At 71.0% G+C, this 20578-nt stretch carries 23 protein-coding genes; 6 read left to right on the top strand and 17 right to left on the bottom strand.

What is annotated here, in order from left to right; genetic code table 11:
- Positions 1–3: 3 nt before the first annotated feature.
- From ACIRP7_RS22320 to ACIRP7_RS22305, 4 genes are read right to left on the bottom strand one after another with little or no spacing between them, the layout of a single operon-like run.
- A complete protein-coding gene (locus ACIRP7_RS22320) occupies positions 4–426 on the bottom strand; it encodes a MaoC/PaaZ C-terminal domain-containing protein (protein WP_403662166.1) in 423 nt (140 codons plus the stop codon).
- A complete protein-coding gene (locus ACIRP7_RS22315; RefSeq protein ID WP_403662163.1) occupies positions 423–875 on the bottom strand; it encodes a MaoC family dehydratase N-terminal domain-containing protein in 453 nt (150 codons plus the stop codon). The genes ACIRP7_RS22320 and ACIRP7_RS22315 overlap by 4 nt, the downstream gene beginning before the upstream one ends.
- 31 nt (positions 876–906) lie before the next feature.
- Entirely contained in the window at positions 907–1767 is an 861-nt protein-coding gene (locus ACIRP7_RS22310) for an enoyl-CoA hydratase-related protein (protein ID WP_403662160.1), read from the bottom strand.
- A gap of 4 nt (positions 1768–1771) precedes the next feature.
- On the bottom strand, positions 1772–2263 hold the full coding sequence (locus ACIRP7_RS22305; RefSeq protein ID WP_352385531.1) for a PaaI family thioesterase: 492 nt from the start codon (positions 2261–2263) through the stop codon (positions 1772–1774).
- A gap of 145 nt (positions 2264–2408) precedes the next feature.
- Between ACIRP7_RS22305 and ACIRP7_RS22300 the strand changes: the two genes are divergently transcribed.
- Positions 2409–3620 (top strand): CaiB/BaiF CoA transferase family protein, encoded by a 1212-nt coding sequence (locus tag ACIRP7_RS22300; protein ID WP_403662157.1) that lies wholly within the window; start codon positions 2409–2411, stop codon positions 3618–3620.
- 107 nt (positions 3621–3727) lie between these two features.
- Here ACIRP7_RS22300 and ACIRP7_RS22295 read toward each other — a convergent pair whose 3' ends face one another.
- Genes ACIRP7_RS22295 through ACIRP7_RS22280 form a run of 4 tightly spaced genes read right to left on the bottom strand, consistent with a single transcriptional unit; the run spans position 3728 to position 7315 of the window.
- Complete coding sequence (locus ACIRP7_RS22295) at positions 3728–4483, bottom strand: SDR family NAD(P)-dependent oxidoreductase (protein ID WP_403662154.1); 756 nt, start codon at positions 4481–4483, stop codon at positions 3728–3730.
- Positions 4483–4995 (bottom strand): nuclear transport factor 2 family protein, encoded by a 513-nt coding sequence (locus tag ACIRP7_RS22290; protein WP_403662151.1) that lies wholly within the window; start codon positions 4993–4995, stop codon positions 4483–4485. Before ACIRP7_RS22290 ends, ACIRP7_RS22295 begins: the two co-directional genes overlap by 1 nt.
- The gene (locus ACIRP7_RS22285; protein WP_403662148.1) at positions 4992–6170 is read right to left on the bottom strand and encodes an acyl-CoA dehydrogenase family protein; all 1179 of its coding nucleotides are present in this window, start codon (positions 6168–6170) and stop codon (positions 4992–4994) included. Before ACIRP7_RS22285 ends, ACIRP7_RS22290 begins: the two co-directional genes overlap by 4 nt.
- A gap of 20 nt (positions 6171–6190) precedes the next feature.
- A complete protein-coding gene (locus ACIRP7_RS22280) occupies positions 6191–7315 on the bottom strand; it encodes an acyl-CoA dehydrogenase family protein (RefSeq protein ID WP_403662145.1) in 1125 nt (374 codons plus the stop codon).
- Between the two features lie 109 nt (positions 7316–7424).
- Here ACIRP7_RS22280 and ACIRP7_RS22275 point away from each other — a divergent pair, with 109 nt between their 5' ends.
- Both ACIRP7_RS22275 and ACIRP7_RS22270 read left to right on the top strand, forming a co-directional pair.
- Complete coding sequence (locus tag ACIRP7_RS22275) at positions 7425–8246, top strand: enoyl-CoA hydratase/isomerase family protein (RefSeq protein ID WP_403662142.1); 822 nt, start codon at positions 7425–7427, stop codon at positions 8244–8246.
- 27 nt (positions 8247–8273) lie between these two features.
- Positions 8274–8774 (top strand): MaoC family dehydratase, encoded by a 501-nt coding sequence (locus ACIRP7_RS22270; RefSeq protein ID WP_403662139.1) that lies wholly within the window; start codon positions 8274–8276, stop codon positions 8772–8774.
- A 13-nt stretch (positions 8775–8787) separates the two neighbouring features.
- Here ACIRP7_RS22270 and ACIRP7_RS22265 read toward each other — a convergent pair whose 3' ends face one another.
- The 4 genes from ACIRP7_RS22265 to ACIRP7_RS22250 form a co-directional block, all read right to left on the bottom strand.
- Positions 8788–10203, bottom strand: a complete 1416-nt coding sequence (locus ACIRP7_RS22265) for a family 1 glycosylhydrolase (RefSeq protein WP_403662136.1) — start codon at positions 10201–10203, stop codon at positions 8788–8790.
- Between the two features lie 114 nt (positions 10204–10317).
- Positions 10318–10779: a GMC oxidoreductase gene (locus ACIRP7_RS22260; RefSeq protein ID WP_403662133.1), complete on the bottom strand. Its 462-nt coding sequence runs from the start codon at positions 10777–10779 to the stop codon at positions 10318–10320.
- On the bottom strand, positions 10779–11783 hold the full coding sequence (locus ACIRP7_RS22255) for a GMC family oxidoreductase (RefSeq protein WP_403662131.1): 1005 nt from the start codon (positions 11781–11783) through the stop codon (positions 10779–10781). The genes ACIRP7_RS22260 and ACIRP7_RS22255 overlap by 1 nt, the downstream gene beginning before the upstream one ends.
- A 130-nt stretch (positions 11784–11913) precedes the next feature.
- Complete coding sequence (locus ACIRP7_RS22250; RefSeq protein WP_403662128.1) at positions 11914–12819, bottom strand: crotonase/enoyl-CoA hydratase family protein; 906 nt, start codon at positions 12817–12819, stop codon at positions 11914–11916.
- 100 nt (positions 12820–12919) lie between these two features.
- On the opposite strand from ACIRP7_RS22250, the gene ACIRP7_RS22245 reads away from it, so the two are divergent.
- Genes ACIRP7_RS22245 through ACIRP7_RS22235 form a run of 3 tightly spaced genes read left to right on the top strand, consistent with a single transcriptional unit; the run spans position 12920 to position 15909 of the window.
- On the top strand, positions 12920–13705 hold the full coding sequence (locus ACIRP7_RS22245; protein ID WP_403662125.1) for an enoyl-CoA hydratase/isomerase family protein: 786 nt from the start codon (positions 12920–12922) through the stop codon (positions 13703–13705).
- A gap of 3 nt (positions 13706–13708) precedes the next feature.
- Complete coding sequence (locus ACIRP7_RS22240; RefSeq protein WP_403662122.1) at positions 13709–14887, top strand: acyl-CoA dehydrogenase family protein; 1179 nt, start codon at positions 13709–13711, stop codon at positions 14885–14887.
- The gene (locus ACIRP7_RS22235) at positions 14884–15909 is read left to right on the top strand and encodes a TIGR03617 family F420-dependent LLM class oxidoreductase (protein WP_403662119.1); all 1026 of its coding nucleotides are present in this window, start codon (positions 14884–14886) and stop codon (positions 15907–15909) included. Before ACIRP7_RS22240 ends, ACIRP7_RS22235 begins: the two co-directional genes overlap by 4 nt.
- 25 nt (positions 15910–15934) lie before the next feature.
- Here the strand turns inward: ACIRP7_RS22235 and ACIRP7_RS22230 are convergent, their stop codons facing one another.
- The 5 genes from ACIRP7_RS22230 to ACIRP7_RS22210 all read right to left on the bottom strand — a co-directional run bounded on the left by ACIRP7_RS22230 (position 15935) and on the right by ACIRP7_RS22210 (position 20575).
- Positions 15935–16726: a FadR/GntR family transcriptional regulator gene (locus ACIRP7_RS22230; protein ID WP_403662116.1), complete on the bottom strand. Its 792-nt coding sequence runs from the start codon at positions 16724–16726 to the stop codon at positions 15935–15937.
- 85 nt (positions 16727–16811) lie between these two features.
- On the bottom strand, positions 16812–17408 hold the full coding sequence (locus tag ACIRP7_RS22225) for an ATP/GTP-binding protein (protein ID WP_062039416.1): 597 nt from the start codon (positions 17406–17408) through the stop codon (positions 16812–16814).
- The gene (locus ACIRP7_RS22220; protein ID WP_403662699.1) at positions 17389–17757 is read right to left on the bottom strand and encodes a DUF742 domain-containing protein; all 369 of its coding nucleotides are present in this window, start codon (positions 17755–17757) and stop codon (positions 17389–17391) included. The genes ACIRP7_RS22225 and ACIRP7_RS22220 overlap by 20 nt, the downstream gene beginning before the upstream one ends.
- A 17-nt stretch (positions 17758–17774) precedes the next feature.
- Complete coding sequence (locus tag ACIRP7_RS22215; protein WP_393598879.1) at positions 17775–18203, bottom strand: roadblock/LC7 domain-containing protein; 429 nt, start codon at positions 18201–18203, stop codon at positions 17775–17777.
- Positions 18204–18211: 8 nt separating this feature from the next.
- Positions 18212–20575, bottom strand: coding sequence for a nitrate- and nitrite sensing domain-containing protein (locus ACIRP7_RS22210; protein WP_403662113.1), 2364 nt, complete (start codon positions 20573–20575; stop codon positions 18212–18214).
- Positions 20576–20578 lie beyond the last annotated feature (3 nt).

Genomic DNA, 20578 nt, shown 5'->3' with positions numbered 1-20578 from the left:
GGCTCAGGGCTCCAGGCGGGCCGCCGCGGTGCCGCTGACGACCTCGGCGCCGTCCTGGTTGACGGTACGCAGGGTGAAGTGGGCGACCGGGCCGGTCGGCGTGTCCTCGATCGACTCGACGGTGGCCGTGGCGGTGAGGGTGTCGCCGGGCCAGACCTGGGCCTTGAAGCGCACGCCGTAGCGCAGCAGTGCCTCGGTGCCGACCCAGTCGGTCAGGACCCGGCCGGTCATGCCCATCGTCAGCATGCCGTGGGCGAACACGCCGGGATATCCCGCGGCCTCGACGGCGAACTTCTCGTCGGTGTGCAGGGGGTTGAAGTCGCCGGAGGCGCCCGCGTACTGCACGATCCGGGTGCGCTTGAGGTCGTCGACGAGGACGCTCTCGCGTGTCTCGCCGACCTTGATGTCGTCGGGGCTCAGGCTCATCGGGCGTCCTTCGGGGTCGCCGGGCCCTCGGGGACGACGGCCACGGTCACGGCGCTGACGACCGGTTCGCCGTCGGCGTCCCGGTACTCGGTGATGCGCTCGCTGAAGAGCAGGCGGCCGGTGCGGCCCTGCTTCTCCCAGCTGCGGCCGGTGGAGAGGTGCGCGTAGAGGGTCTCGCCGGCGCGCACCGGGCGGTGGTACTCGAAGTGCTGCTCGGCGTGGAGCCCGCCGGCGCCCTCGGCCATGACTCCGGCGTCACGCCCCGACCCGAACCACTCCTGCTCCGGCTTGGGGCGCAGGTGGTAGTCGGGGTCGTAGTGGGCGCTCGCCATGGTGAAGGTGGGCGGTGCGAGCGCCGACGCGCCCTGGTACGCCTGGTTCTCGTCGCCGATGGCGCGGGCGAACATCATGATGTGCCCGGCCTCGACGGGGAAGGGTTGCCCTGTCATCCGCGTGTGCTCCTCGAATCAGTACGGCAGATCAGTACGGCAGAAACGCGTCGCGCGTGGCCTCGTCCGGGTCGAAGTCCGGCGGCAGTCCCTCGAACTTGGGCTCCCGCTTCTCCACGAAGCTCGACACGCCCTCGCGGAAGTCGGGCGAGCCCGCGAAGAACTCCATGGCGGAGTAGGAGCGGGCGAGGGCGTCGGTGAAGGGGCGGTCGAGGTCGCCGTACACCTGGTGGCGTACGACGGCCATGGCGCGCGGGGAGCAGTTGCGGGCGATGTCCCGGGCGTAGGCGCGGGCCGCGTCGAGCAGATCCCCGGGTTCCACGACTCGGCTGACCAGGCCGAGCTCCTTGGCCTCGTCGGCGTCGAACACGCGGCCGGAGAGCAGCAGGTCGAGGGCGTTCTCCAGGCCGATGACGCGCGGCAGGACGTACGGCAGGTTGTACTCGCCGGCCAGGCCGCGGCGGGTGAAGGCGGTGGTGAAGCGGGCGCCGCGGACGGCGAAGCGGACGTCGCAGATGAGGGCCTGGACCAGGCCGATGCCCGCGCAGGCGCCGTTGACGGCGGCGATCATCGGCTTGGGCATGTTCCGCCTGCTGTACATGGGGACGCGGGCCTGGAGGTTGAGGGACTCCCCCGGCTGCGAGTTCTGCTCCAGGCGCTGCATGTCCATCCCCGGGCAGAAGGCCCGGCCCGCCCCGGTGATGATCACCACTCGGACGGCGGGGTCCTGTGCGGCATGGTCGAGGAGCGCGAAGAAGCGGCGCTCCATCGGCAGGCTCCACGCGTTCTTGCGCTCGGGCCGGTTGAGGGTGACGGTGGCGACGCCGTCCTCGTCCACCTCGTACAGGACCAGGTCCAGGTCCTCGGGGGCCACCACGGTTTCCTCGGGCATCACGTCACTCCTCGTCCAGCGGTTCGATCGGGTCGCCGACGCCGGGCCGTTCCCCGGAGATGGTCACCACCACCTGCCCGCGGGCGCAGATGCGTCCGTCGGCCCGCACGTCGACGTCGGCGAAGTGCACCCGGCCGCCCCGCCGTACACAGCGCGCGTAGGCGATCGCCTCCCGGCCGCGGGCGGGTGCGAGGTACTGCACCGACATCGACACGGTGCTGAGCCGGCTGCCCTTGGTGAAGTCGTGCCCGGCGATCACGGCTCCGGCCCCGGCGGTGTCGATGAGCGCCGAGATGACGCCGCCGTGGAAGACGTCTTCGTGGGCGGAGAGGGACTCGGCGTAGGGGAGCACGATCTCGACCCCGTCCGCTTCCCAGCGTGTCACCCGGATGCGGCAGCGCCGGTTGAAGGCGACCCCGCGTTCCCAGCGGGCCCGGAACCAGGCCCGGCGTTCGCGCTGTTCCTGATCGGTGAGGGTCCTCGCCGCGACGGTCATCAGCCCGCCCTCCGGTCCCGGCCTGGCGGCCGATCCATATAGTTACATGAATTGAACAGATGAGGCAATCACGAGGGCCGCAGCCGACCCCTAGATGTATTATTTATATAACTGATTAGCCGTCCGTGAACAGAGGGAGACCCAGATGCCGTCGACCGCACTGGCCGGGATCCGCGTGCTCGATCTGTCCCGCATCCTCGCCGCGCCGCTGGCCACCCAGATGCTGGCCGACCTCGGCGCCGAGGTGATCAAGGTCGAACGGCCCGGATCGGGCGACGATTCCCGGACGTACGGCCCTCCCTTCGCCCCCGGGCCCGAGGGCGACCGGACCGACACCGCCGCCTTCTACCTCGCCGCCAACCGCAACAAGCGGTCGGTCACCGTCAACCACGCCTCCACCGAGGGACAGGAGCTGATCCGCGCCCTCGCCGCACGCTCGGACGTGCTCGTCGAGAACTTCCGGACGGGCACGCTGGCCAAGTACGGCCTCGACCACGAGAGCCTGCGCGCACTCAACCCGCGCCTCGTCTACCTCTCGGTCACCGGCTTCGGCCAGACCGGCCCGTACGCCGACCGCCCCGGCTACGACGGCATCTTCCAGGCCATGTCCGGGATGATGAGCGTCTCCGGGCACCCCGAGGAACCGATGAAGGTCGGCGTCAGCATGATCGACATCCTCACGGGTCTCTACGCCTCCACGGCCGTCCTCGCGGCACTGCGCCACCGGGACCTCACCGGCGAGGGCCAGTTCATCGACCTGTCCCTGCTGGACTGCGGCCTGGCCTCGCTGTCCCACTTCGCGATGAACTACCTGGTCTCCGGCGAGGTTCCGCAGCGGCGCGGCAACGGCGGCTACGGCGGGATCCCCTCGCAGGCCTTCCCCTGCAAGGACAGGCCGATCTTCCTGGTCGCGGGCAACGACAAGCAGTTCGCCGCGTTCTGCGCGGCGGCCGGCCGCGGCGATCTCCTCCAGGACGAACGGTTCGCCACGACCTCCGCCCGGATCGCCCACCGCGAGGAGATCCTGCCGGTGCTGGCGGCGATCCTGCGCACCCGTACCCGGGACGAGTGGCTGACCGTACTGGACGCACACGACGTGCCCGCGGGCCCGTACAACGAGATGCCCGAGGTCTTCGCCGATCCGCAGATACAGCACCGGGGAATGCTGATCGAGGTCGAGGACCCGACCTCCGGGCCCCTCCCGATGCTCGCCAACCCCATTCGGTTCACGGCGACGCCGGTCGAGGGGTACGCCCCGCCGCCGGCGCTGGGTGAGCACACGGCCGAAGTGCTGGCCGAGCTGGCCGACGTGACGGGGGATCAGCTGGCGGAGCTGCGGGGCCGGGGGGTTGTGTGAGGTGGGTGGGTACGCCTGGGAGGTTTTCGCCCCCGCTGCCCCGTCCCCTCCCCTCACCAGCCCCGGGGACGGGACGGGCAGGGGTGGCGGGAGCAAGAACTCCTGCCTCACCCGATCAGCGTGCGCCCACCCTCCAGCATCAGCGTCGCTCCGGTCAGATAGGCCATGTCGTCACTGACCAGAGCGACCACCGCCCGCCCGATGTCCGTCTCCGGATCGCCCATCCGCCCCAGCGGAATGCCCGCCCGCACCTGTTCGGCCCTTTCTGGATGGGCGGCGAAGTACTCCTCCGCCGCCGGACTCAGCGCGGCTGGGCAGATGACGTTCACGCGGATCCCGTACGCGCCCCACTCCCGCGCGGCGACCCGGCTCAGGCCGCGGATCGCCTCCTTGGCCATCGCGTACGCCGCGAAGGTCGCCTCGCCCTGCACGGCGGCCGAGGAACCGAGGTTCACCACGCTGCCACGGCTCTCCTTGAGGTGGGGCAGGGCGGCCTGCATCGCGTGGAAGGCGGCCAACGGGCCGCTGCGATAGGTGAGTTCGACATCGTCGTACGACGTGTCCGCCAGTCGGCGCTGCACCGAGGACTGCGCGTTGTTCACGAGCACGTCCAGGCCGCCGAATTCCCCTACCGTCTCGGCCACCATGCGGTCGACGTCGTCCCGCTCCCCCACGTCCCCGACCACGGTGTACGCCCGGCCGCCGCGTTCGAGGATCTCCCCGGCCGTGTCCTTCAGCTTGGCTTCGGTTCGGCCGGTGATCACCACGGCCGCCCCCTCGGCCGCGAGCGCGAGCGCGATGCCGCGGCCCACGCCCTGCCCGCCGCCGGTGACCAGCGCCGTCTTCCCTGACAACCGTGCCATCACGTCTCCTTCCAGAAGCCGGACCAGGAGGGGAAGGCCTCGGGCAGCGCCGGTTCTCCTGCGCCCTCCCAGCCCTTGAATCCCACGGCCTGGGGGCGCTCGGTCACGTCAGCCGCGTACCAGTGCCGCTCGCGGCGCCGGGAGAAGTACCAGTCACCGTCCACGCGCGCGTAGTCGTCCCAGTAGCAGATCGCCATCACGATCCACCGGTCCCCCACCTCGTGCTCGGCCCTGCAGTACACCGCGCCGGTCGCCGTGTCGCGGCCGGTGAACTCCACGCGGTGACCGCAGATCTGATGGACCGACCGGTAAAAGCCGCGCACCGCGGGTTCGATGTGCTGCCGCAGGACAGCCCGCCCGCGGCCGTGGCGCCCCATGTCCACGTCGGGCCGGAAGCAGCCGACCCAGGCGTCGAGGTCGCGGCCGTCCACGGCGAGGGCGTAGCGGATGGGCAGTTGCTGGATGGCGAGCTGCGACTCGATGCGGTCGAGACGTTCCTCGATCGGCGTCACGGGCGCGGCTCCTTCGGCAGACCGAGGACCTGCTCCCCGATGATGTTGCGCTGGATCTCGCTCGACCCGCCGTAGATCGTCTCCGCGAGGGCGAGGAGGAAGGAGCGCTGCCGGCGGTCCAGCGCGTAGTCCTCGCCGACGATCTGTCCGGCAGGGCCCGCCAACTCCGTGGCCAGCTGGCCGAGTTGCTGGTGCCTGGTCGAGGCGTACAGCTTGGCGGTGGTGGCCTGGGCGCCCGGCGTGCGGCCGGCGGTCAGTTCGGCGATGGTGCGCAGGTTGGTGGTGCGCATGATGCGTACGGAGATCCAGGCGTCGACGATACGGCGGCGCAGCATCGGATCGTCGAGCGCGCCCCGCTCCCGGGCCAGGTCGATCAGCGCCTCGGCCTCCCGCTCGAAGGCGAGCTGCTGGGGCAGCAGAGTGGTGCCGCGCTCGATGCCGAGCGTGGCCATGGCGGTGCGCCAGCCCTGGCCGACCTCGCCGACGACCATGTCGGCGCCGGTGCGCGCGTCGGAGAGGAAGATCTCGGCGAACTCGTCCTGGCCGGCGAGGTTGCGGATGGGGCGGATCTCCACGCCGGGCTGGTCCGTGGGCACCAGCAGCATGCTCAGGCCCTTGTGCCGCGCGGACCCCGGGTCGGTGCGGGTGAGGACGTAGATCCAGTCGGCGTGGATGCCGAACGACGTCCACACCTTCTGTCCGCTGACCACCCACTCGTCGCCGTCGCGTTCGGCCCGGGTGCGCACGGACGCCAGGTCGGAGCCGGCGCCGGGTTCGCTGAAGCCCTGGCCCCACAGTTCCTCGACGGCGAGGATCGGCGGCAGGAAGCGCTTCTTCTGCGTCTCGCTGCCCACCTTGAGGAGCATCGGGCCGAGCAGGTCGAGGGCGTTGACGGTGGCCCGGTACGGGGCGTTCACGCGCGCGTACTCGTACTCGAAGACGATCTCCTCCAGGAGTCCGAGCCCGCGCCCGCCGTACTCCTGGGGCCAGCCGACGCCCAGCCAGCCGCCTGCGGACAGTTCACGGTCCCAGGCGAGGCGGACCTCCCAGGCCGCGCCGTCGGTGGGGCCGCCCACGCCCCGGTGCTCGGCGAACTCCCCCACGAGGTGGTCCGCCAGCCAGTCCCGCACCTCCTCGCGGAAGTCGCGTACCGCGGGCCCGAAGTCCAGCTCCATGTCAGCTTCTCCCTGAGGTCTCAGATGCCGAGCCGGGCGGCGAGCAGTTCCCGGTGGTACGACGGTGTGCCGAGCAGCACCTCGGAACTCTTGGCCCGCTTGAAGTACAGGTGCGCGGGGTGTTCCCAGGTGAAGCCGATGCCGCCGTGGACCTGGATGTTGTCGGCGGCGACCTTGGTGAACGCCTCCGAGCAGAAGGCCTGCGCGAGGGCGGCGGCCACCGCGATCTCCGTCTCGTCGCCCGCGTCCAGCGCCCATAGCCCGCCGTACGCGGCCGAGCGGGCGGACTCGATCTCCATGAGCATGTCGGCGCACTTGTGCTTGATCCCCTGGAACGAGCCGATGGGCCGGCCGTACTGCTCGCGGATCTTGGCGTACTCCACAGCGGCGTCCAGGGCGGCCGCGGCTCCCCCGACCTGTTCGGCGGACAGGAGTACGGCGGCCGTGGCGAGGGTGCGTTCGAGAGCGGGCCAGGCCGCGCCCTCGGGGCCCAGGAGGCGGGCGGGGGTGTCCGCGAACTCCACCCGGGCCTGTTTGCGGGTCTGGTCGAGGGTGGGGAGGGGGGTGCGGGTGAGGCCCGGTGCGTCGGCGGTCTCGACGGCCAGGAGGCTGATGCCAGAGGGCGTGCGTGCGCCGACCAGGAGCAGGTCGGCGAGGTGTCCGTCGGGGACGTAGGTCTTCGCGCCGGTCAGCCGCCAGCCGCCCGCCTCGTCATGGGCGGCGGTGAGCCCGATGCCCTGCTCGTCCCAGCGGCCGCTGTCCTCGGTGAGAGCGAGGGTGGCCACTGTCTCGCCGGACGCGATGCCCGGAAGGAGGTCGCCTCGCGCCTGCTCGTCGGCGCAGCGCAGCAACGCCTCCGCGGCCAGGGCGACCGTCGCGAAGTACGGGCCGCCGAGCAGCGCGCGGCCCGCCTCCTCGAAGACGATGCCCAGATCGACGTAGCCGAAGCCCGAGCCGCCGTACTCCTCCGGGACGGCGAGCCCCTGGAGGCCGAGTTCGCCGGCCATCCGCCGCCAGACGACGGGGGCGTGCCCGGTCGGGTCGGCGGCAAGGCGGCGCACGGTCGCCTCGTCGGAGTGCTTGGCGAGGAACGAGCGGACGACCTTGCGCAGTTCGTCCTGTTCCTCGCTGAAGGTGAGATCCATGCCGAGCTTCCTGTCCTCGGTGCAACGTCACGTGCGGCCTGCTTGCCGCCCACCTCTCGATACAGTTAGATAATTATAGTATCCACACTGAATACACCAGGAGCGCGACGTGACCGATCCCTACGCCCCGTTCACGAGCCTGACCTTCGAGCGGCCTGCGCCCGGGGTGCTGCGGATCGTGCTCGACGCCCCGAACCTCAACGCCGTGGATCCGCGTATGCACGGTGAGCTCGCCGACATCTGGTCCGTCGTGGACCGGGACGAGGAAGTCCGCGCGGTGCTCGTCCAGGGGGCGGGCCGGGCGTTCTCGGCGGGCGGGACCTTCGACTCGATCGAAGCCATGACGGAGGACTACGCGGTGCGCGCCCGGGTGATGCGGGAGGCCCGGGACATGGTCTACGGGGTACTCAACTGCTCCAAGCCGGTGGTCTCCGCGATCCACGGCCCCGCGGTCGGGGCGGGCCTGGTCATCGGCATGCTCGCGGACATCTCGATCGCGGCCCGCACGGCGAAGATCGTCGACGGGCACACCCGGCTCGGGGTCGCGGCCGGTGACCATGCCGCCATCTGCTGGCCCTTGCTGTGCGGCATGGCCAAGGCCAAGTACTACCTGCTGACCTGCGAGACGCTCACCGGCGAGGAGGCCGAGCGGATCGGGCTGGTGTCGAAGTGCGTGGACGACGCCGACGTGCACGCCGAGGCCCTGCGAGTGGCGACCGCCCTGGCCGCCGGACCGGCCAGCGCGATCAGCTGGACCAAGCGGTCCCTCAACCACTGGTACCGCACCGCCCAGCCGATCTTCGAGGCCTCGCTCGGGCTGGAGTTCTTCGGGTTCGGCGGGCACGAGGTCGTCGAGGGACTCGCCGCACACCGCGAGAAGCGGCCCGCGGACTTCGAGGGCGTCGGCGGCAAGCACCCGCTCGACCTGTGACCACCGACCGTACGAGAGGAACCGATCATGACGCCGGACCGGACCATCACCGAAGTGCCCCTGCTGGTGAAGGGGTTGACCTATGAGGAGATGCCGGTCGGGCAGGTCTTCCGGACCGCCCGCCGCACCATCACCGAGACCGATCTGGTCAACTTCGTCACCTGGGGCGGCTTCACCGAGCCCCTCTTCTGGGACGCCTCGCACGCCGCGGACGGCGGCTACAGCGGGCGACTGGTCCCGGGCGGACTGACGTACTGCATCGCCGAAGGGCTCGTCCTGCAGACGAACGTGCTGCACGGCACGGGCCTCGCCTTCCTGCACATGGAGCTAGACGTGCTGGGTCCGGTGTACGTCGGCGACACCCTGTACGCCGTCGTGGAGACCACGGGGTCCCGGCCCTCCAGCAAGCCGGGACGGGGCGTGGTGACCAGCCGGATCACGGTACGCAACCAGCGGGACGCGGACGTCCTCGTCTACACGCCGGTGCGGCTGATCCGCGGCAGGGACTACGAGGCTCCGGCATCCTGAGAGCGGAGCCGGGCTAGGAGGTTGTGCCGTCCTGAGCCGGGGGCGCGGTCGGTACCAGGCTCAGGCCGGTGGGCCGCCCCGCTTCGGGTACGGGAGCGCCGGCGAAGGCACCGTGGTGCAGCCAGTCGGAGGGGATCGTGGGACGCGGCGGGGCCTCGTGGTCCGGGACCGCCATCGTGTACAGGCGGGTGTACCGGAACTTGGCCTCCAGGTTGTCCAGCACCGACCAGTACTCGTAGCCGCACACCTCCACACCGGCCGCGGTGAGTCCGGCCAGCCAGGAGAGGCGGGCGCGCAGCAGGGCCCGGCGCCGGTCGTCGTCGCTGTGTCCCGTGGCGTCGACGAGGTCCAGGTCGCCCATGCCGTTGTCGATGACGGACAACGGCGGCAGCGCGTCGCCGTACAGCTCGCAGAGGCCGGCGACGGCGTCGGCGAGCCCTTCGGGGATGATCGGCCAGCCGTAGGCGGTGGTCTCCACGTCGTCGAACGGAACGATCGCGAAGCCGAGGCCCACGAGCAGGCGGTTCACCTCGTTGAGGGCGCTCTGACAGGTTCTCGTCGGCAGCACGCGCGGCAGGTTCTCCGGCGCGGTGACGCGGAACGGGGTGTGCCAGGACAGGCCCAGCAGGTCCTGCTCGGTGGTGATGGTCTCCAGGTCGCCCGGGCGTACGCAGCCGGTGTCCTCGACCGGTGAGTCGCCGTCCTCGGTCACCATGTGTTCGCCGAGCAGCAGGGGGTCGAGGAAGAGACGGTTGGTCCAGCTCTCCAGGCGTTCCAGGGCGAGACGGTCGTAGGGGTCGTCGGTGGCGGGGTAGCCGCCCACGAGGGTGACCGTGGTGCCGATCCGGCCCCGCGCGCCGGTGGCTCTCAGCGCCTGGGTGGCGAGACCGTTGGCGAGCAGGATGTGGTGGACCGTGGGCAGTCCGGCCCGGCCCGCGCCCCGGTTCGGGGGATACATTCCGGCCACGTGGTCGGCGAGCGTGGGACCGGCGAGGTCGGTGGAGGTGATCCAGCGTTCCACCCGGTCGCCGAGACGGCGGCCCAGCTCGGCGGCGTAGGCGGCGAAGTGCTCGGCGGTGTCGCGGGCGAGCCAGCCGCCGGCCGCGTCCAGCCATGGCGGCAGTGAGCGGTCGAGCAGGGTGAGAGCGGGCCGGGTGCCGCGCGCGAGGAGTGCGTCGAGCGCGCGGTCACAGCGGTCCAGGGCGCCCTGGTCCCAGCTGCCCGGCCCGTCGGGCTGGAGCTGCGGCCATCCGGCGACCATGCGGTGGGTGTCGGCGACGACGCCGGTCAGCTGCCGGAGGTCCTCGGTCCACTGCCGGAAGTGTCCGCCGCGTTCCGGCGCGGGCGGCGGTGGCGCCGCGATGGTGTCCGCGGTGGCGACCCCCCAGTCGACACAGCGAAGGGATTCGTGCAGGAAACCATCGCTCATGGTTACCGTCCAGGCGGTGAATGGTTTAGCGCATTCAGCTGAATGTCCGCCGACCGGACGCTAACAGGTCAAACAGACCACGACAATGTTTCGGCCAGATCTCCCGATACGGGATCAGACCGTCCCCAGGACGGGGTCGGCCGCCCGCCAGGCCATGGCCATGATCGGTGCGTTCAGATTTCCGGACACCATGGTCGGCATGACCGAGCAGTCGACGACCCGCAGGCCCTCGATCCCGCGCACCCGCAGCCGGCCGTCGACGACGTCGTCCTCGTCCGGGCCCATGGCGCAGGTGCCGATGGCGTGGTAGCCGCAGCGTCCCTGGTCGAGACCGGCGTCGATGATGTCCTGGTCGTCGCGGACGCCCCGGCCCGGCAGCGTCTCGGCCGTGATCCGGTCGGCGATCGGCTCGGTCTCGAAGAGTTGCCGCATGCGCCGGAAGAGGGCGGTTCCCACCGTGCGGTCGTGGTCGGAGCCGTAGTGGTTCGGTGTGATCGTGAGAGGGGCGTCGGGGTCGGCGGACGTGATGTGGAGGCCGCCCTCGGCGGTGGGGCGCAGGATGTAGCCGGGGCCCATCACACCGGGCTCGCGTTCACGCCGGTCTCCTTGCCGGGGACGTCGGGCAGCAGGGACACCGGCGCGATCAGCAGCTGGGCGTCCGGTCGGGCGAGTTCTGGGCGGGTCTTGAAGAAGGCGATGACGTCGAAGGCGGGCGCGGCCAGGGGGCCGCGGCGGGTGGCCAGGTATCTCGCTCCCGACAGGGCCTGTCGCAGCGGGGTGCTCAGGGCCTTGTTGTAGCCGAGGTCGTCCTTCAGCCGGTACTGGACGACGAAACAGCCGTGCTCGCGCATCCGGCCGCCCACGAGCGGGCTGTCGACCAGGACGTCGACGCCCGCCGACTTCAGCGTCTCGGCGGGGCCGATGCCGGACAGCTGGAGGATCGTGGGCGTGGCGATGCCGCCGACGGAGAGGATCACCTCGCGCCGGGCCCGGAAGTCGGTCTCCCGGCCCTTGCTGCGGGTGTGCGCGCCGACGGCTCTGCCGTGCTCGGCGAGGACGCGCGTCACGACGGTGTCCACCGCCACGGTCAGATTGAGCCGGTGCTCGGCGGGGTGCAGGAAGGCGCGGGCGGCGCTGAAGCGCTGTCCCTTCTTGATGGTGGCCATGGCGTAGCCGATGCGTTCGTCGTCGCTCGCGTTCAGGTCGTCGGTGCGGCGCCGGCCGAGTCCGGTCCCGGCGGCGATCGCCTCCTCGCAGAGCGGCTCCGGCTGCGGCGCGGTGGAGACGTGCAGCGGGCCGCCCGCTCCCCGGGCCCGGGAGGCGCCGAGCGCGTTGTCCTCGATCCGCCGGAAGACCGGCAGCATGGTGTCCCAGCCCCAGCCGGGGTTGCCGAGCCGCTCCAGCTCGTCGTAGTCGGCGCGGTCGCCGCGGTTGTAGACCATTCCGTTGACCGAGCTGGATCCGCCGAGCGTCCGGCCACGGACCCAGTGCTCGACGCGGCGACTGGGGCCCACCGGCTCGACCGGACAGTGCCAGGCGAACCGGGGATCACCCAGCAGCGTGCCGAAACCCTTGGGCATCCTGATCAGCGGAGTGGCGTCCCGGCCGCCCGCCTCGACAGCGGCACGGACGTTGTCGGGTCCCCGGAGAGACGGTTCGCGAGCACACAGCCGGCGGAACCGGCGCCCACCACGATGTAGTCGAAGGTCGTCATCTCTGGGCGTCCGGCGCCGGTGCTGGTGCCTGCTCGTCGACGTCGAAGGGGCGGAACTCGTCCTCCTGCCACCAGGGGTACAAGGGTGGCATGTCCTTGCTGACCCGGCCCGGGAACTCGGGCGGCCGTTTCGCGAGGAACGACTGGACGCCCTCCACGGGGTCCGGGCCGCCGCCGATCTGGCTCATGATCCGGGAGTCGAGCCGGTGGGCGGCCATCGGGTGGGGCTCGCCGAGCATGCGCCACATCATCTGCCGGGAGAGGGCGACGGAGATCGCGGAGGTGTTGTCGGCGATCTCCCGGGCAAGTGCGTACGCTGCCGGCAGCAGTTCCTCCGGCGGGTGCACGGAACGGATCAGCCCGGCCGCGAGTGCCTCGTCCGGGCCGAAGACACGGCCCGTGGCCACCCATTCCATGGCCTGCTGCATGCCGACGGCCCGGGGCAGGAACCAGCTCGCCGCCGATTCCGGCACGATGCCGCGGCGGGCGAAGACGAAGCCGAACTTCGCCGAGGTCGACGCCAGGCGGATGTCCATGGGCAGGGTCATGCTCGCCCCGACGCCCGCGGCCGGGCCGTTGATCGCCGCGATCACCGGCTTGGTGCTGGAGAAGATCCGCAGGGCGACCCGGCCGCCGGTGTCCCGGTGCCAGGCGCCCGCCTTGCGGTGGTCGAAGGAGGAGCCGCCGGAACTGACGTCGGCGCCCGCGCAGAAGCCGCGCCCGGCGCCGGTCACCACGATCACGCGTACGTCGTCGTCGGCGTCGGCCGCGTCCAGGACGTCCAGCAGATCGGCCATCATCCGGGGGTTGAAGGCGTTGAGTTTCTCGGGCCGGTTGAGGGTGACGGTGAGGATCCGGTCCGCCACCTCGGCCCGCAGGGTCTCGTACTCCTGCACGGGCATACGCGTCCTCCGTCACTCCAGCGAGCCGTTTCCAGAAAGCTTAATTAGTTATAGCATTCAACTCTACTGACCCGTTCGATGACGACTGATGGCGGTGGAGATGACGGACCTCTTGGTGACGGCCGTCGGGCCGGTCCGGCTGATCGAGCTGAACCGGCCCGACCAGCTCAACGCGATGAGCGAGGAGCTGCACGCGGGTCTCGCGTCGCTGTGGGACTCGCTCGCCGCCGACCCGGAGGCCCGGGTGGTCGTCCTCACCGGGCGCGGCCGGGCGTTCAGCGCCGGGGGCAACTTCGACATCATGACCCGGGTCCAGCGCGACCGCGCCTTCCGGGAGCGGAACGTCGAGGAGGCCCGGCGGATCATCACCGGCATGGTGCGCTGCCCGCTGCCGGTGATCGCGGCCGTCAACGGGCCCGCGGTGGGGCTTGGATGCAGCCTGGCGTTGCTGAGCGACCTGGTCCTGATGGCCGACGACGCCTATGTCGCGGACCCCCACGTCCAGGTCGGACTCGTCGCCGGCGACGGCGGTGCGCTCGTCCTCCCCCTGCTCGTCGGACTGACCCGCGCGAAGGAACTGCTGTTCCTCGGCGACCGGGTGAGCACCGAGGAGGCGGTCCGGCTGGGCATCGCCAACCGTGCCGTGCCCAAGGACAAGCTCCTGGACGAGGCCATGGACCTCGCCGGACGGCTGGCCGCTCTGCCCGCGCAGGCGCTGCGGGAGACCAAGCGCGCGGTGAACCTGCACCTGGAGCAGGCGCTCGCCACCGTGCTGGAACCCGCCCTGCTCGCCGAGCAGGAGACCATGCACTCGCCGGACCACATCGCCGTCGTGGAGAAGATCATCGCGTCCCGCGACCGTCGCCGGACCGCCGGGGAGGGCTGAGGCATGGACTTCGCGTTCAGCGAGGAGCAGGAGGAACTGGGGCGCACCGTACGGGCGTTCCTGGCCCACACATCGCCCGAGACCGAGACGCGGCGCCTGATGGAGACGCCCGAGGGCTTCGACCCGGCGCTGTGGCGCCGGATGGGGACGGAGCTCGGGCTGCAGGGACTGGCGGTCCCCGAGGAGTACGGCGGTGCCGGGTGCGGGCCGGTCGAAGTGGGCGTGGTGATGGAGGAGATGGGCCGTGCGCTGCTGTGCGCACCGTTCCTGTCCTCGGCCGTGCTGGCGACGACCACGCTGCTGCGCTGCGCCGACGAGGAGGCCCGCAAGCGCCTGTTGCCGGGTCTGTCCTCAGGTGAACTCGTCGGGACCCTGGCGCTGACCGAGGACTCGGCCCGCTGGGACGCGGCGGGGGTCCGGCTCACCGCCCGCGAGAGCAACGGGAGTTGGCTGCTGAGCGGACACAAGATGTTCGTCCTGGACGGTGCCACCGCCGATGTCGTCCTCACCGTTGCCCGCATCGAGAACGCCACCGACGACGGTATCGGGGTGTTCTGCGTGGAGGGCGACGCGCCCGGCCTGACCCGTGCACCGCTGCCCACCATGGACCCGACCCGCCGCCAGGCCCGCCTCGACTACCGGGACGTACCGGCGACCCGGCTGCGTACGCACGGCGACGGATGGGACCTGGTTTCGGAGGTGCTCGACCGGGCCGCCGTGGCGTTGGCCGCCGAGCAGGTCGGGGTGGCTTCCCGCGCGCTCGACATGGCAGTGGAGTACGCCAGGGTGCGCCACCAGTTCGGACGGCCCATCGGCTCCTTCCAGGCCGTCAAGCATCTGCTCGCCGACGTCCTCCTGGAGGTGGAGTCGGCGCGCGCCGCCGCCCACTACGCCCTGCTCGCCGCGGAAGACGCCGAGAATCCCCAGAACGCAGACGCGGAGCTGCCCGCCGTGGCCAGCCTGGCCAAGGCGTTCTGCTCCGACGCGTGTGTGCAGGCGGCGGAGGAGAACATCCAGGTGCACGGCGGCATCGGCTTCACCTGGGAGCACCCGGCCCACCTCTATCTGAAGCGGGCCAAGACGTCACAACTGCTGTTCGGCGATCCGGCGTACCACCGGGAGCTGCTCGCACGGCGAATCGGTTTGGACAGCGGAATGGACAAGGACAAGGGAGCGGCATGAAGGTCGACGGCAAGCTCAATGTGTGGAGCACCACGGAGGTCGTGGAGGAGGCCCGGCACCACGAGAAGGCCGGCTACGACGGCCTGTGGGCGTCGGAGTCCAAGCACGACCCCTTCCTGCCGCTGGTGCTGGCGGCCGAGCACACCGACCGCCTCGAGGTGGGTACGGCCATCGCCGTCGCGTTCGCCCGCTCCCCCATGCAGCTCGCGTATACCGCGCATGATCTGCAGACCTACGCGGGCGGACGGTTCTCGCTCGGTCTCGGCAGCCAGATCAAGCCGCACATCGAGCGGCGCTTCGACATGCCCTGGAGCCGGCCCGCGGCCCGTATGCGGGAGTACGTGAGCGCACTGCACGCGATCTGGGCCGCCTGGAACGAGGGCGAGAAGCTCGACTTCCGCGGCGACTTCTACTCGCACACTCTGATGTCGCCCTTCTTCTCTCCTCCGCCCGCTCCCGGCGGCGCGCCCAAGGTGTTCGTGGCCGCGGTCGGCCAGGCGATGACCAAGGTGGCGGGCGAGGTCGCCGACGGGCTCCTTGCGCACGGCTTCACCACCGAGCGGTATCTGCGGGAGGTGACCCTGCCGACCGTGGAGGAGGGGCTCGCCACGTCCGGCCGTACGCGGGCCGACTTCGCCGTCTCCCATCTGCTGCTGACCGCGACCGGCCGCACGGAGGAGGAGATGACCCGTGCGATCGACGGCACCCGTGCCCAGATCGCCTTCTACGGCAGCACACCCGCCTACCGTGGGGTGCTGGAGCTGCACGGCTGGGGCGAACTCGGCGACGAGCTGCACGCGTTGTCGACGTCCCGGCGCGAGGACAAGTGGGAGGCGATGAGCCGCCTCGTCGACGACGAGGTGCTGCACACCTTCGCGGTCGTGGCGGAACCGGAGCGGGTCGCGGGCGAGATCCGGCGCCGGTACGGGGCACTGGTGGACCGGGTGTCCTTCTACACGGCGTACGAGATCGACGCCGAGGTGTGGGAGCCCATCGTGCAGGAGCTGCGCACCCCCGAGTGACGCTCGACCGAGCCGATGGGGGATGTCAGCCGAGCAGGTCCAGGACGGTGGTCATGGACCTGCTCTGCAGCAGATAGTCCTCGGCCTCCTGCAGGTGCACGCGCCACAGCTCCTCGGCGGCCTCGGTCCGGCGCGCGGCGACCAGTTCGACGAGCGCGCCGTGCGCCCGGAAGCCCCGACGGTTGGCCCGTACGTTCTCGGGGGTGCCGGCGTCGAGGTCGACGTGGGACCAGTTCGCCTGGTCGATGATGTTCCGGACCATGCCGTTGAGGACGCTCAGCGTCTCGTTGCCCGCGAGCTCGACGACGAGGGCGTGGAACTCCATGTGGGCGCGGATGAACGCCGAGGGGTTGTCCATGAGCCGCTCCGCCTCGGTGACGGCGGCCCGCAGCCGCTCGAGGTCCCCGTCCGTGCGCCGCTCGGCCAGCAGCCCGGCGCACGGCGCCTCGATGACCGTACGGGCGTCGTAGACGTCCTTGAGGGTCGTGCCCCGGTATTCGAGGACCACGCCGGCGTACCGGGCCGCGACCGTGCCTTCCGGGGTCTGCACGCGAGCCCCGCCCCGGGCGCCCCGGCGCACGCTGATGAGCGACTCCGACTCCAGCACCCGGAACGCCTCGCGCAGCGTCGGCCGGGAGACCGCGAACTCCGCCATCAGCGCCGACTCGGCCGGGAGCGCCTCGCCCTCGGCCAGCTCTCCGCGCACGATCTTGCGGCGCAGCTGTGCCGCCACCAGCTCGGCCATCTTGGGGACGCGGACCTTGACACCGTTCACGCCCCCACCGCCACCGCCCTGCCGCCCCGTCGTGCTCGTCACCGGGCCCACCTCCGTCCGACCCACAGGTGCGGGACATGGCCCGAGCACCGGGTAGACGGTTCACTCTACTAGATAACTGATTCAACTAGGTTACCGAGTTCGCGGCAATGAGATGTTCGGCCAGCGCAAGCAGGAGGTCGCGGCCGACCGCCCGCTGTCGCATGTCCCCCATCACCAGGGGGACTTCCGGGTCCAGGTCGAGCGCTTCGCGGATCTCCCGCTCGCTGCGTTCCTGGTGGCCGTGGAAGCAGTTGACGCCGATCACGAAGGGGATGCCTCGGCTCTCGAAGAAGTCGATGGACGCGAAACTGGACTCCAGCCGCCGGGTGTCGGCGATGACCACCGCACCGAGCGCGCCGTGCACGAGGTCGTTCCACATGAACCAGAAGCGCTCCTGGCCGGGCGTCCCGAAGAGGTAGACCACCAGTCGGGGGTTGACCATGATGCGGCCGAAGTCCATGGCCACCGTGGTGGTGGCCTTCCGCTCGACGCCCTCGACGTCGTCGACGCCCACGCTCGCGACGGTCAGGTACTCCTCGGTGCGCAGCGGCGCCACCTCGCTCACCGCCCCGACCAGGGTCGTCTTTCCCACACCGAAGCCACCGGCCACAAGGATCTTGACCGCCGCGGGTGCCGAGCCGTCGTAGGCCCGGCCCGCGGGGTCAGAGTCTGCGAAGGCCATCCCTCACCGCCCGAAGAAGTGTCATGTCCATTGTGTTCCCTACCGCTACGGCGATCGGCGGGCGGGTTGTCGCCCTGCCCAGCGCCACCAGGTCGTCGATCAGGATCTTCGTCACCGCCACGGGCAGGTTCAGTTCAGCGGCGATCTCGGCCACCGCCGCCGGTGCACGGCACTGCTGGAGAATCGAGCGGTGCTCGGGCTGCAGGCCGCGCAGACCGGCCCGGCCCGGTGCCGGTTCGACGGTCGTCACAAGCGTGATCAGGGTGAGGTCGTCGCGCGCGGGTGCCGTACGGCCCTGGGTGATCGTGTAAGGCCTGACCGACAGCTCCTCCGCGTCCCCTGCTTCCAGGTCGTCCATCCAGTGGCTCACTCACGTACACCGCGCTCGTCGGCGGGCGCACCGAAGCGCGTCTCGGTGCTCATGCGCTGGCCCACCTGCTGCATCAGGGTGTGCATGGCCACGGCCATCAACTCGGCGTCCACTTCCTGGGACGCCACGACGGCCAGATGAGTGCCGCGCCCTGCGGCGGAGATGAACAGCCACAGCTCGGCCAGCTCGACGATGACCTGGTGCACCGAACCACCGCCGAACAGCTGCCCGACCCCGCGGGCCAGGGACTGCTGGCCGGTGGCGATGGCGGCGAGGCGCTCGGCGTCGCCGCGGGCGATGGTGCGGGACTGGCTGACCACCAGCCCGTCGTCGGACAGCACGATGGCGTGGTGCGTGCCCGGAACCTGTTCGACCAGGCCGTCCAGCAACCAGTCGAGGTCCGGATGGGTGGCGGTCGTTCGCATTGTCATGGTCAGTCTTCCGTCGGGATGCGTCTACGCTGCGGCAGCACGTCGGTGGGTTCGTGGTCGGTCGGGGGAACGTCACGCCGGACCATCCGGGACTGGCGCTGGAAGGCACCGATCGTCGCGCCGGAGCGGGTGGGTGCGGGTCGCCGGGCCGATGTCTGCTCGTCGGCCGGCCGGGCACCCAGGCCGGCGTTCGGGTCCCGGAGTTCGTCGGCGAGACTGGCCAGGCGCACCCGTTTGGGCAGCGGTCGCACGTCCGGCGCGACATCCACGCGCAGGGTGCCGCTCCCCTCGGGCGCGGCGGCCGTCCGCGGGACCGGGTGGGGGCGCGGCGGCGGGGTCCACACATCGCCCAGGGGGACCGCGGCTGCGGGCCGGCCGACGCGGCCGGTCACCAGGGTGTCCACGTCCGGGGCCGTCCTGTGCTCCGAGCCGGGCGCGTCCGCGGCGGCCGCCTCGGGGGGTGGCGGCCATGCGGTGTCGGCTGTTTCGGGTGCCGGCCCGGTCGGTCCGGCGGCCTCGACGACGAGTTCGTCGGGGATGAGGACGACGACCCGGGTACCGCCGAAGGAGGAGGGCCGCAGTTCGACCTGGATGTCGAGGGCACGCGCCAGCCGGGCCACCACGTAGAGGCCGAGCCTGACGTCGTCCGCCCGGGACATGACGTCCATGCGGGGCGGCTCGGTCATCAGCCGGTTGGCCTCGTCGTACTGCTCGGGGTCCATGCCCACGCCGCGGTCCTCGATCTCCACCGCGAGGCCGCGGCCCACCCGGGCGGCGTACACCTCCACGGGTGTCGGCGGCCTGGAGAAGCCCACCGCGTTCTCCATGAGTTCGGCCAGCACGTGGATCACCAGGCCGACCGCGCGCTCGGCCAGCCACACCCGGTCCTCGACGTCGATCTGGATCCGGCGGTAGTCCTGCACCTCGCTCTGCGCGGAGCGCAGCACGTCCAGGAGCAGGACGGGCTTGCGCCAGCGCCGCTGCGGCTGGCCGCCGCCGAGGATCACCAGGTTCTCCTCGTAGCGCCGCAGCCGGGCGGTCAGATGGTCGAGGTCGAAGAGGCCTTCAAGGACCTCGGGATCCTCGTGCCGGCGCTCCAGTTCGCTGAGTTTCTTCATCTGGAGTCCGATGAGCAGCTGGGTGCGCCGGGCGATGCGCTGGAGGAGCTTCTCGAAGCCGCGGAACTGCGAGACCTGGGCCATCGTCGTGTCCAGCGCGCTGTGGCGGGCGAGGTTCAGCGCCTGGCCCAGCTGGCCCAGTTCGTCGTCACCGTGCTGGATGGCGGGGAGTTCGGCGTCCAGGTCGACGACGTCTCCGCTGCGCAGGCGTTCGACCACGGCCGGCATGCGGGTCTGCAGATCCAGGGCGGCGACGCGCAGTGCGGAGATCCGGCGGCGCAGTGTCCGGGTGAGCAGCGCGCTGATCAGGACGACCAGAAGGACCGCCACCGCGCCCATCACACTGGTGACGATCAGCCGCCGCACCATCGCGTCCAGTTCCTTCTCGGTGGCCGCTGTCAGGGTCACCGAGTAGGTGGTGTTGAGCTGTTGGAGCTGGGCGGTGACCGGACCGACGCTGTCGCTCCACGTCGTGCCGAGTCCCTTGGAGAACGTGTCCGCGCCGGAGCCGGTGTCCGTGCCGGTGCCGGACAGGACTTTCTGCTCGGCCGTCGTCTTCTGCTTCCACGCGCCGCCCGCCATCAACTTCCGGTAGAGCGTGGCCTGATCGTCCGGGACGAGAGGCACGATCTTGTTGTCGTAGAGGAAGCGCTGAGAGCCGATCCAGCCGGCGAGCTGCCCACGTTCGGCGCCGGTGAGCCGCCCGGTCACCGAGCCGCGGGTGAACAGGGCGTTCTCCCGCGAGATCATCTCCATGCCCCAGACCGAGTCGATGGCCGGCCGGGCGAGGTAGTCGATGTTGGGCAGCCCCACGTGGCTCAGGGTGGTGAACACGTTCAACTGGCCGGAGATGAGATCCGTATAGCGGTCGAACGTCTGCTGCTGCGAGGCGGTCCGCTGGTCCACCGCCGCCCGGTAGTCGGCCAGTTTCCGCAGGTTGCTGCCCACTTGGACGACCTTGGCGCGGATGTCGTCCGGGGCGCTCCAGTTGCTGTCGGGCAGTTCCTGGACGGCGGTGACGTCGGCGTCGGTGCGGACGCGCTGCGCGCGCAACGCCTTCCGGTAGCCCTCGGGGTCGGCCAAATCCGCGCCGCTGAGCCGACGTTCCTCCTGGAGGTCGAAGAAGGCCGCCATGATCGGACGTGCCGCCGCGTTGGAGGCCGCGTTGCGGTCCTTCTGCCTCTGCCAGTCCGTGTAGAGCTGTGCGGAACTCGCCAGCCACAGGGCCACGAGGGTCACGCTGGGCACCAG

This window comes from Streptomyces sp. NPDC102270, assembly GCF_044766405.1.
Classification (GTDB): domain Bacteria; phylum Actinomycetota; class Actinomycetes; order Streptomycetales; family Streptomycetaceae; genus Streptomyces.
Note: the sequence above shows the minus strand (reverse complement) of the source record. Positions and strands in the feature narration are given on the sequence as shown.